The 10,334-nt window shown below is 67.9% G+C and carries 6 protein-coding genes, 1 tRNA gene and 3 pseudogenes; 5 read left to right on the top strand and 5 right to left on the bottom strand.

Annotated features, from left to right (window positions below; translation table 11 throughout):
* Nucleotides 1-954: 954 nt before the first annotated feature.
* Both ACZ4SA_RS29365 and ACZ4SA_RS29360 read left to right on the top strand, forming a co-directional pair.
* On the top strand, nt 955-3,606 hold the full coding sequence (locus ACZ4SA_RS29365; RefSeq protein WP_468280527.1) for a Helicase associated domain protein: 2,652 nt from the start codon (nt 955-957) through the stop codon (nt 3,604-3,606).
* A 117-nt stretch (nt 3,607-3,723) separates the two neighbouring features.
* Nucleotides 3,724-3,965: pseudogene (locus ACZ4SA_RS29360) on the top strand (IS630 family transposase); the annotation flags it as partial.
* 80 nt (nt 3,966-4,045) lie between these two features.
* Here the strand turns inward: ACZ4SA_RS29360 and ACZ4SA_RS29355 are convergent.
* On the bottom strand, nt 4,046-4,537 hold the full coding sequence (locus ACZ4SA_RS29355) for a GNAT family N-acetyltransferase (protein ID WP_468280525.1): 492 nt from the start codon (nt 4,535-4,537) through the stop codon (nt 4,046-4,048).
* 378 nt (nt 4,538-4,915) lie between these two features.
* Between ACZ4SA_RS29355 and ACZ4SA_RS29350 the strand changes: the two genes are divergently transcribed.
* Nucleotides 4,916-5,464, top strand: coding sequence for a GNAT family N-acetyltransferase (locus ACZ4SA_RS29350; RefSeq protein WP_468280523.1), 549 nt, complete (start codon nt 4,916-4,918; stop codon nt 5,462-5,464).
* 66 nt (nt 5,465-5,530) lie between these two features.
* Here the strand turns inward: ACZ4SA_RS29350 and ACZ4SA_RS29345 are convergent, their stop codons facing one another.
* The gene (locus ACZ4SA_RS29345) at nt 5,531-6,070 is read right to left on the bottom strand and encodes a DUF4760 domain-containing protein (protein ID WP_468280521.1); all 540 of its coding nucleotides are present in this window, start codon (nt 6,068-6,070) and stop codon (nt 5,531-5,533) included.
* A gap of 277 nt (nt 6,071-6,347) precedes the next feature.
* Nucleotides 6,348-6,629 (bottom strand): annotated as a pseudogene (locus tag ACZ4SA_RS29340) (ISAzo13 family transposase); the annotation flags it as partial.
* Nucleotides 6,630-6,950: 321 nt separating this feature from the next.
* Between ACZ4SA_RS29340 and ACZ4SA_RS29335 the strand changes: the two are divergent.
* Complete coding sequence (locus ACZ4SA_RS29335; protein WP_468280519.1) at nt 6,951-7,379, top strand: subtilase-type protease inhibitor; 429 nt, start codon at nt 6,951-6,953, stop codon at nt 7,377-7,379.
* 802 nt (nt 7,380-8,181) lie between these two features.
* On the opposite strand, the gene ACZ4SA_RS29330 is transcribed toward ACZ4SA_RS29335, so the two are convergent.
* Together ACZ4SA_RS29330 and ACZ4SA_RS29325 are read right to left on the bottom strand one after the other, a co-directional pair.
* Nucleotides 8,182-8,259: transfer RNA gene (locus tag ACZ4SA_RS29330), tRNA-Met, on the bottom strand.
* 258 nt (nt 8,260-8,517) lie between these two features.
* Nucleotides 8,518-9,059 (bottom strand): annotated as a pseudogene (locus ACZ4SA_RS29325) (3'-5' exonuclease); the annotation flags it as partial.
* Nucleotides 9,060-9,273: 214 nt separating this feature from the next.
* Here ACZ4SA_RS29325 and ACZ4SA_RS29320 point away from each other — a divergent pair.
* Entirely contained in the window at nt 9,274-10,110 is an 837-nt protein-coding gene (locus ACZ4SA_RS29320; RefSeq protein ID WP_468280517.1) for a poly-gamma-glutamate hydrolase family protein, read from the top strand.
* Nucleotides 10,111-10,334 lie beyond the last annotated feature (224 nt).

Below are 10,334 nucleotides of genomic sequence, written 5' to 3'. Positions count from 1 at the left end.
CCCGCGGAGCGGGTTCCATCGCGCTGCGCGCGATGCCAGCAAGCCGGTCTCGCTTCGCTCGACCGGCTGACGGCCCGCTCCGCGGGCCGTGGCCTCGACTTCGTCTCGGCCGGCCTTCCGCTGCGCTTCAGGCCTGGCGAACTCGCTTCGCTCGCACGCCTGTTGAGCAGCGCTCCGCGCCTGCTCAACCGCCCGCTTGTGGGCTTGACAGGCCGTCCGCTCCGCTCCCGGCCCGAAAGGCCGGCTCCGCCGGCAGCTGGCTAGGAGGGGGTGGGTCAATCGAGTGCTCACCGAAGGGCTGACTGGACGTCATGCTCCGTGGCCTACTCCGAACGTGGAGTGGTTCCCTATGGAGAAGCCCTGGGGAACGCGAGCGCCTTGGCTACTGATGTTCTCAGGTGATGCAGCATGTAGAGTTGAGCGAAGTAGGGAACATCCTCTCGGTTCGAGATGGAGGTCTGCCGGATTCGATGGCGAACGGATTGAGGGTATCCGAGGTGTCTGGAGCGAAGGTTTCGCACACGGACTGCGCAGTCTATGTCGATGCGCAGGATCGATCAGCTCTGGTCGAGCTCCTGGCTTCCGTGGCCTACGGCGGTGAGGCTCCGGGGTCCTGCGGGTGGGTCCGATGCACCTGGCTGTCGCGCACAACGACTACGCGACAGCCAGGTCGGCCTGCTCAGGTTCGGGCTTCTTGCAGTGGGAGTTTGTCCTTGAGTGTGAAGCGTTTCCCGGCGCAGGGGGCGTCGAGACGGTTGCTGCGGTCACGGTGGCGCTCGAGACGCTGTGGCGTGCCGGATACCGGGCGGTGGCTGCGTGTGACTTCGAGGACGAGCTACCGGCGGGCAGAAAGATGCAGCGTCCTCTTGTGCCTTTGGCAGCCGCGCCGGCAACGGGTCCGAGGTGGAAGCGGTTGGTTGCCTGGACAGTTCGGAAAAGGGGCGGTGAGTCTGCGTGATCAGGCTCAGAGAACATCAGGTAGAAGCAAATTCGCGTATCCGGAATTGGGTCGGTTTCCCTGCAAGGTCAGATGTACCTGTTCAGGGCGCTCGTGCCACTGTCGTGTCAGCGACCGGTTCCGGTAAGACGTACACCGCTGCTGCGGCCGCGCGCGAGTGCTTCCGGGGCGGTCGGATCCTCGTCATGGTGCCCACCCTCGATCTGCTCGTGCAGACCGCCCAGGCGTGGCGCCGGATCGGCCACAACGGCCCGATGGTGGCCGTCTGCTCACTGGAGAAGGACGAGGTCCTGGAGCAGCTTGGGGTGCGGACGACGACGAACCCGATCCAGTTGGCGCTGTGGGCCGGCGCCGGGGCGGTCGTGGTGCTGGCGACGTATGCCTCCCTGGTCGATCGGGAGGATCCGGGGGATGTCACTGGTCAAGGGAAGGTGCGCGGGCCGATCGAGCAGGCTCTGGCCGGTGGTGCGCTGCTGTATGGGCAGCGCATGGAGCCGTTCGACTTGGGGGTGGTGGACGAGGCACATTCGACCGCGGGAGACGTCGGCCGGCCTTGGGCCGCGATTCATGACAACGAGCGTATTCCTGTGGGATTCCGGCTCTATCTGACGGCCACCCCCAGGATCCTGGCTGCGGCCCGGCCGCCGAGGGGCAGGGATGGCCAGGAGCTGGAGATCGCGTCAATGGCCAGTGACCCGGACGACACGTACGGGGAGTGGATTTACGAGCTCGGGCTGTCCGAGGCGATCGAGCGGGGCATCCTCGCGCCGTTCGAGATCGACGTCCTGGAGATCGAGGATCCGGACTATTACGTCGGTCTTTCCCCCGACGAGATGCGCGGCCGGCGTCTGGCTCTGCTGCAGGCTGCGCTCCTCGAGCACGCCGCCCGGCACAACCTGCGCACCGTCATGACCTTCCACCAGCAGGTCGAAGAAGCCCGCGCGTTCGCCGCGAACCTGCCCGCGACGGCAGCCGACCTGTACCACGACGAGGTGTCCGCTCACGCTCTCGGCGAGGCGGACACGCGCCCGCCGTCACCGATCGGCGCGCAGGCAGGCGAGCTGGAGCCTGACCGGCACGTGCCACCGGACCGGGTGTGGGCCCAGTGGCTGTGCGGTGACCACCTCGTGGCCGAGCGACGTGACGTCATCCGGCAGTTCGCGAACGGCATCGACGCCGACGGCAAGCGTGTCCATCGGGCGTTCCTCGCATCCGTCCGCGTACTCGGCGAGGGAGTCGACATCGTCGGCGAACGCGGAGTGGAGGCCATCTGTATCGTCGGCTCACGCGGCTCGATGGTGCAGATCGTGCAGAACATCGGGCGCGGGCTCAGGCCGAACCCGGACGGCACCACCAAGGTGTGCCGCATCATCGTGCCCGTCTTCCTCACCCCCGGTGAAGACCCCACCCACATGGTCGCCTCCGCCAGCTACCAGCCGCTCGTCGACCTTCTTCAAGGGCTGAGAAGTCACTCCGAACGCCTCGTCGAGCAACTTGCCTCCCGCGCCCTGACCCGCCGGCAGCAGACGACCCGTCGGATCCACCTGCGGCGCGACGCGGACGGGCACATCATCGAACCGGGCCAGGCGCAGGCCGAAGAGAGCGGCGTCATGCGGGACGACGCTGGCGTGGAGTCGGTGCTGAACTTCGCCTCACCGCGGGATGCGGCCACGATCGCCGCGTTCGTCCGCACCCGCGTCATCCGGCCCGACTCCCTCGTCTGGCTCGAAGGGTTCGAGGCCCTGCGCCGCTGGCGTGCCGAGAATGGCATCACCGGACTGTATGCCGTGCCGTACGACACGGACGTCCCGCTCGGTGTCACCCGCTTTCCGCTGGGCCGATGGGTGTCCGAACAGCGCCGCACCTACAAGACGGGGCAACTTGACGAGCACCGGCGGGCGCTGCTCGAGGAAGAGGGCATGGTGTGGGACCCCGCCGACGAGGTATGGGAGACCAAACTCGCCCTCCTGCGCTCCTACCACCGCTCCCACGGTCACCTCGCCCCCAAACAGAACACCATCTGGGGCACCAGTGACACGGACCAGCAGCCCATCGGACAGCACCTGGTCAACCTCCGCCGCCCCGGCGGCCTCGGCAAAAACCCCGAACGTGCCACCCGCCGCGCCGAACAACTCACCGCCATCGACCCCGACTGGAACTGCCCCTGGCCCGTGGACTGGCAACGCCACTACGCCGTCCTCCGCGACCTCGCCGAAGACGAACCCGGCGGCCTCCTCCCCCACATCCAGCCCGGCGTGCTGATGGACGGCGACGACCTCGGCCACTGGCTCGCACGGCAACGCGAAGCACACACCTGGGCACAGCTCTCCGACGAACAGCAAAAGCGTCTGACCACACTCGGTATCCAACCCACCGAACGGCCCGCACCCGGCACGAAGACAGCAGCAGGAGAACCTGGGAAACCGTCGGCGGCCTTCCAACGAGGCATCACCGCCCTGGCGCAGTACATCGCCCGCGAAGGTGCCCAGCAGGCAGTGCCGAGGGGACACGTCGAACCAATCGTCATCGACGGCCAGGAACACGAACTGAAGCTAGGCATCTGGTACAGCAACATCAAAACCCGCCGCGACAAGCTCACCCTGCCCCAACGCGCCGCACTCACCCACCTCGGCATCGACTGGGCGTAGAAACTCCGCCCTAGTTGTCAGAGCAGGCCCTTACAGTCGCTAGGTGACAAGCAGATGGAGACGGCTAAGTGACCGTCTGGCAGGGAGGACCGAGCCAGAGCCCCTATGGGCGGAGGGGCCGGGCTGCTGTGCTACCGGCCAGGCCTTCCCGCCCGCCTGTGCTACCGGCTGCGTCGGCATACCGACCGCAAGGGCGAGCGCCGCTCGCTCGGCGAGAGCGACTACATCCGCCTCCTCGACTCAGCGAGTTGGAGACTCTGCTCCGCCAGCGGCTCAAGGCGATGCAGTACCGGCACAGCATCCTCAGCGGATTCCTCGCCGGGACCGGCCTCGCACTCGACAGACCGAACCGACCCTAATACGACGAAGTCAGTAAACGCCAAGCTCAGGAGTAGGGCCCTTGTCCCGGCGGCAGGGTTGGACCGTGCGAAGACTTCAATCAGCCAGCGACGCTGGTGGGTGCCGTCGCGGTGTCGCGGTGCATGATGTGGCCGGTGGCGGTGAACGCCTCATTGCCGACCAGCGGGCCGGTCCGGGTCTCCGTGACGATGAATCCCTCGCCGGCGTAGAGCGCCTCGGCGGCTGGGTTGCCGTCGAGCACGGTGACTTCAACCCTCGGTCCGGCAGCGGCAACGGCGTGGCGCAGCAGTGCCCTGCCGATCCCCTGCCGGTAGCACTGCGGGTCGACGTACAGCCAGGTGACCTCGTCGTCGTCGAGCGCGACGAAAGCGGCTACTCTCCCGTCGGCCTCCGCCACCCACAACTGGCCGTCGAACAGCCCTTCCTGCTCAGCGGTCTGCGCGAGCGTCAGGAACGCCTCGACACCGGCGGAGTTGCGCAACTCGTCAAGGCGCGCGGCATCGTGAATTCGCGCGATCGCGTCCCAGTCATCGTTGGCATACGGCCGAATCTCGATCTTCACGGGCGGCATGCGCACCATCCTCACGGTCCACCCACAGCCGGCGCAACGCGTTTACGCCGCCACCGCGGCACGCGGCGGGAGCGGGATGACCCCCGCAGATCACGAGTGCTGAACTGCCGCGTAGTGCACGGCACGTCGCTGAGCCGCCCCTGCGCCCAGCCGCCGGCCGACTGCCAGGCGCGCCGGATACCGCATGCATCCGGCGTACCAGAGGGTGCACCCGTTCGTCCATGTGCCGCATGGAGGGGTCCGCCGGGAAGCTGACCGGCAGGGGCTATTTCGGGCATTCGGGCCGGGCGGCGAGCGACGGCGCCGTGGCATGCTGTGGCCCCGCCGGGCCGCGCAAGGGAGCAGTGTCAACTGCCCGTGGAATGCCGGGGAGGTTTCTTGATCATCACATGCGCACAACTGGACGATCTGCCCATGCTGTTGTCCTTCCGCGATGAGGCGGCGGCCTGGCTCGGTGAGCTCGGTACCGACCAGTGGCGCCGTCCCTACCCGGCAGACCGCCTGCGGGCAGCCGTCGAAGCGGGGCAGACGTTCGTGGTGCGCGATGGCGAGGTGACCGCCGCCACCGTCACCTTGGCCCCGGTTCCCCCGGAAGGGCTGTGGACCCCCGAGGAGGAGGCCGACCCCGCGCTGTACATCAGCAAGCTCACCGTGGCCCGCTCACACGCCGGGCAGAACCTCGGCGGGCGGCTGCTCGACTGGGGCGGGCACAGGGCGTGCCGGTCTCGGGCGGCGTGGGTCAGGCTGGACGCCTGGACGACGAACCGGGCCCTGCACCGCTATTACCTCCGTCAGGGCTTCGAACACGTCCGCACGGTCCTTGAAGGCAGCGCGGTCAGCGGCGGTCCGCGAGTGTCCGGCTGGCTCGCCCAGCGCGCGGCCCGCCCGGCGGAGCATGGTTTCGCGGACCGGACGGTGCCGGCCTGACGCGGCGGGGGCAGGGGCGGCAGGGTGCGACAGCCTCGAACTCGGGAGGCACTACCGCCCTGAGGATCACCTCTGCAGGGGGACACTCCTGTCCTCGGGCGGAGCCGCGATGCGCCGCGGAGTCATCAGGGCGGCCAGATGCTCGAGGTCCTCGTAGAGCCGCGGCTCACAGCGGGCGCGCCTCTGGCGCTCGATCCATGGTCGGTAGCCCTCCCAGATGGCGATGACCGAGCCGCCCCATGCCTGGTCGATGACTCGCAGGTCGAACGCGTCCGACCGCGCGGCCACGCCGAGATGGTTGTAGATCGTCAGGTAGGCGTAGACGAGTCGTGTCGCCGTCCGGTCACCCGCGTCCATTCGGCCGATCAACGCGGAGACGGCCGTGGGGTCCCGCTCGTCGGGGATGCCCTCGTCGCGCAGTTCCTTGCGCCTGTCCATGGTGGCGGCGAGGTACTCCACCGTCGCCTGCTTGCGCCGTCGGTCATGGTCGAGTGTCGTGGCGCGCGACAGCATCACGAGCTGCCACAGCACCGCGCCGAAGGCGACAGCACTTACCAGGAGGGCACCAAACGAGGCGACCAGGGACCAGCGCTCATACGACGTCACGACCGCACACCCTACGCAACTCGCCGATGTCGCACACCGGTTCCTTACCTTCGGCCGGGCAAGGCAGCCGTCCATCAGGGGGCGGCGGGGCCGCCCGCGCCGGGAACCTCCCGGGCCCGGACGGCCACGCTCAGGACCTCCTCGCGCCCGGAGCGGCTGCCGACGCCAGTAGTAGAAGCTGGACCGGGCGATGTTGAGGATGCTGCACAACCGCTTCACGCCGTAGCGGCGCTGATGGTCGGCAACGAACTGGAAGCGGTTCAGGAGCCGTCAACCAACTACTGCCTGACTTGATGTCGCTTTCGTAGTCGGTGATCACGTTCTGGAGGGCGTCGATCGTGCGGGGTGGGTGGGTCCGGCGGGGCTGGGTGAGGGCTGCGGTGATGTCGGGGGCAGCGGCAAAGGCCAGCAGGGGCATAGTCCGGTGGGCGTGGTAGCTCAGGGTGTTGCGGTCCCGGCCGTGCAGCCGGGCCGTCAGGGTGAGGGTGACGGTGTTGCGACGGCTCAGGACGGCGGCCAGGACGCGGTGGCGGTGGTCGAGGAAGCCGAAGCCGGGGTGTGGCGTGACGGCTTGACGCGAAGACCCGACCGGCGAATTTCATGCCTTTTCAACTACCTTCCTCCTGCATCGGCCGGAAAGGTGCTGTCTCGGTCGAGAAGTCACGGCTCATTAACGGTGGTAAGGTCGCCCGGCTCGGCGACGGCTCCCGCAGGCGAACTGCCGCTAAACCCGCATCGTCACGAACTCCAAAGCGCCTGGATCGCCCTTTTGCGTCAGTTTTCCCAATCCTCGATGTCCGAAGTGAGGGTCATCGATGTGATGCTCTCGCGGCTCCTGAGCAACGCTGCAAGCTCCGTAGCCGAGAAGAAGGAGACTCTGATGCGTCGCTCTGCCACCAAGCTCAGCTGCGTCGCGGGTGGGGTCGCCGGCGTCCTCGCTCTGACAGCCGGTCCTGCCGCAGCCAGTACGCCGCACAGCCTGTACCCGCCCTCCGCCATGGTGCTCACCGCCGGTCAGGGGGAGAGCGCAGCAACAGCGACCGTCGAACGGGCGGTCACCCTCACCTGCAACCCGACTGTCGGCGGAACCCATCCGGACGCCGAGGCCGCATGCGCGGACCTGGAACGCGCCCATGGCCGGCCCGCGCTCACTCTGAATGACGACTCGGATCACGCTTGCCCGCAGATCTACGCTCCCGTCACCCTCACAGCTGACGGCGTGTGGGAGGGGCGCCGAGTCTCTTTCGAGCGAACGTTCCCCAACAGCTGCGTGGCGGACTCCCGAGCCACGACCCTGTTCGACTTCTGACACGTGGCATCGGCAACGCATAGCAGGCCAGGAGGGTGGTCCGACCCCATGGGGCCGGACCACCTTCCTTCTGGCTCCGGCCGACTCTCGGGCGGCGTCCGCGGCGCGGCGACTGACGAGCGACGCGTTGCAGGACCGCTGACGGGTCCACGACGTGCGGCGGTCGCGGGGAGTGACAGGACGATGGGGCCTTGGCGCGGTGTCCCGAACCCTCGGGCAGGACATCGCTTGGCACGTTCCTTCCGGACGATTCTCCCTCCTGGAACCCCACTTGACTAACCGCCGGTCGCCGTTCCTCGGTAGTGGGCGTTGGATCGCATCTACGCCGACCCACGGCGCCCCGGCCGCCTGCCCGTCCGAGACCGACGGGGCGCCACATCACGGCGAACCTTTCATCGTCGGCAGCCGCTGGGCCAGCAGCGTCGAGCGCGGGAAAACCGTCTTCCTGCGGATGAACGACCACGACGGCGGCCTCAGTGTGACACCAAGGACTCCCTGTCGGTCAGCTCCTACGGGACCAACAGCTCCACGGGCGACCTCGCCGTGAAGAACCAGTACGGCGACCCCAAGACCCGGCATGGCCCTTTCGAAAGGCGCCTGTGACGGCGTTTGACGGGCTGCAGCACTCCGCGTGTTGCAGCCCGTCTACCCGGCGGACACCGCCCTCACCACCACCCGCGTCGGTGAGCAGCGGCGTTCGGCCGAGGGACAGGGCCAGGAGGTAGCGGCATCGTTTCGGTCTGCTCGGGTAGCCAGAGATGCTTCCGGCCCCCTCGTCGCCTGGGCTTCGAGGGGCCGGAGTTGGTAGCGGGGGCAGGATTTGAACCATGCGACCTCTGGGTTATGAGCCCAGCGAGCTACCGAGCTGCTCCACCCCGCGTCGGTGGGACCACTGTACGTCAACGCCGGCCCGCGCGACGGTGGATTTCCCGGCGCACTGGGGAGCGAGGGCGAGCACGCTGACTCCGCGCGTCAGGTTCTTGGTCACAAGCAGCATTGATATCGCTCGTGGCGGCTTGTCGGGTGTCGGCTCACCCGGGCGGGCGTGTGTGAGTTCACCGCCGGAACGATTCGATCCTGCGGCCGAGTTGGTGTCCTTTGCCACGTCACTGAGCAGGGCCGCTTTGTTGTGAGCGGCTGGGTGGTCGTTGATCCAGGGCAGGCCGCCGATGTCGAGACGTGCTTGGGCTCGGGTGACGGCTAGGTAGGCGAGGCGTGCTTCGCTGTCTTCGATGGGGCCGGGGGTGGGGCGGCCATCGGCGTCTTGTTCGTTGGTGTCCTTGGGCGGGGTGAAGTCGGGAGCGATCTTTACGGTGTTCCACTCGCGGCCTTTGGCGCGGTGGGCGGTGGAGATGGTGATCTGCGCGGTGTTCTCGGGTGCGAGTTGGTCGACGGCGGTGAGGACGTGTCGGCGCCGTGCTGGTCGATGAGGTCGACGAAGGGTTTGAGGTCGCGGCCTGCCGGGTCGAAATCGGCGTAGTCCTGGAGCTCGCCCCAGGTGGGGATCAGGATGAGTTCGGGGTGCCAGGTGCGGTGTCCTTCCTGGAGGTCTCGGGCGGTCGTGGCCAGGGAGCGCAGGCTGTTCCCACCTCCGGCCAGGGCGACGCGGCAGCCGGCCGCAAGGTGGTTGAGCGCTTCTCTCATCGCGCCGATGTTGGTGCGGCACAGGACTGCGTCGGGGTGGGGACGGGGACGAGTTCGGTGATGGCCGGCGTCCCGTACGGCGAGTACGGCCATGGCGGCCGTGACTCCGCGCGGAGTGAGGTAGCGGGCCAGGGCAGAGCAGGTTCGGATAGGGGGGTGGGGGAACGGGCCGCGCAGCGGTCGTCAGCCGTGACGCACCGCACAACGCGCGTGGTTCTCAAGCCCCTTGAGCCCGACGATCATGAGCAGCATGACAACAGCCAGCCGCCGTACCGTTCTCACTGCCCTGGCCGCCGCCGCAGCCAGTGGCCTGGGCGCCCTCGGCGCGACCGACGCCCATGCCACCGGGGCCGGGGATCTCTACGTCTCGAACACCGACCTCTACACCCGCCTCGCCGGTCAGGAGGGCGTCGACTTCGCCCGGCGCTACAAGAGACACGGGTATGTTGACCATTCCTTGGCTGCGAGAGGTGACTACAACCGCACCACGATCATGGCCCTGCACGGCGGTGGCATCGAGATGGGGACCTCCGAGCTCTGTCTCGCTGTCGCCGGTTATCACCCCGACACGCTCACGCCCCTCCAGGACGGCCGTCCTCAGCACGACTACTTCATGTTCGAAGGCCTGCGTTCCTCCGACAACCGCGAGCTGCACGTCACGTCCAAGAACTGCGATGATCACGTTGCCGTCTCCATGGCCGTCAGCAGTCTCAACGTTCTCAGCCTGCACGGCTGTACCGCTGCGCAGGCCGGCACCGCCGACCCGCAGGCCGTGGTCGTGGGTGGCCTGAACAAGCAGTTCAAGACGTGTCTGAAGGCCGAGTTCGACAAGGCGGGCATCGCCTGGCGGGACGGAGACGAGCTGCCCGATCTGGGCGGCGTCCACACGGACAACCCGTGCAACCGCACCATGCTGGGCAAGGGCGGGCAGCTGGAGCTCACCACGGAGCTGCGCGCTGCCATGTTCGTGGTCAACACCCGGGCGGGACGCGCCGGCAGCACGACCGAGGTCTTCGACCGGTTCGTGGGTGCGTGCCGGGCGGCGATCGCGAAACTCGAGACCGGCTCCGACCAGATCATTCTCTGACCGGCCGAGAACACCGAGGCCCGGTCCGCTGCAGCGGACCGGGCCTCGTGGGCAGCGAGGCTCCTCCCTCACGCCAGAACGCTCTGACGAGGAAGGAGCCCCGTCAGCAGGCACGACGCCACCCGCTTCGCGCAGCCAACTACACCTCGGGCGTTGTGCCGGGGTGTCGTGAGTTGGCCTCAGCTGTGCTGTCTCCGGGGAGAGGACGACGCATACTCGGGGAG

The organism is Streptomyces sp. NPDC027962 (genome assembly GCF_055566095.1).
The sequence above is the reverse complement of the archived record's forward strand: the minus strand, read 5'-3'. Positions and strand labels throughout refer to the sequence as shown.

Excerpts from the sequence above, each read along its gene's own strand:
- ACZ4SA_RS29320 (WP_468280517.1), top strand. The coding sequence starts at position 9,274 with ATGACAACAGCCAGCCGCCGTACCGTTCTCACTGCCCTGGCCGCCGCC.
- ACZ4SA_RS29335 (WP_468280519.1), top strand. The coding sequence starts at position 6,951 with ATGCGTCGCTCTGCCACCAAGCTCAGCTGCGTCGCGGGTGGGGTCGCC.
- ACZ4SA_RS29355 (WP_468280525.1), bottom strand. The coding sequence starts at position 4,537 with ATGCCGCCCGTGAAGATCGAGATTCGGCCGTATGCCAACGATGACTGG.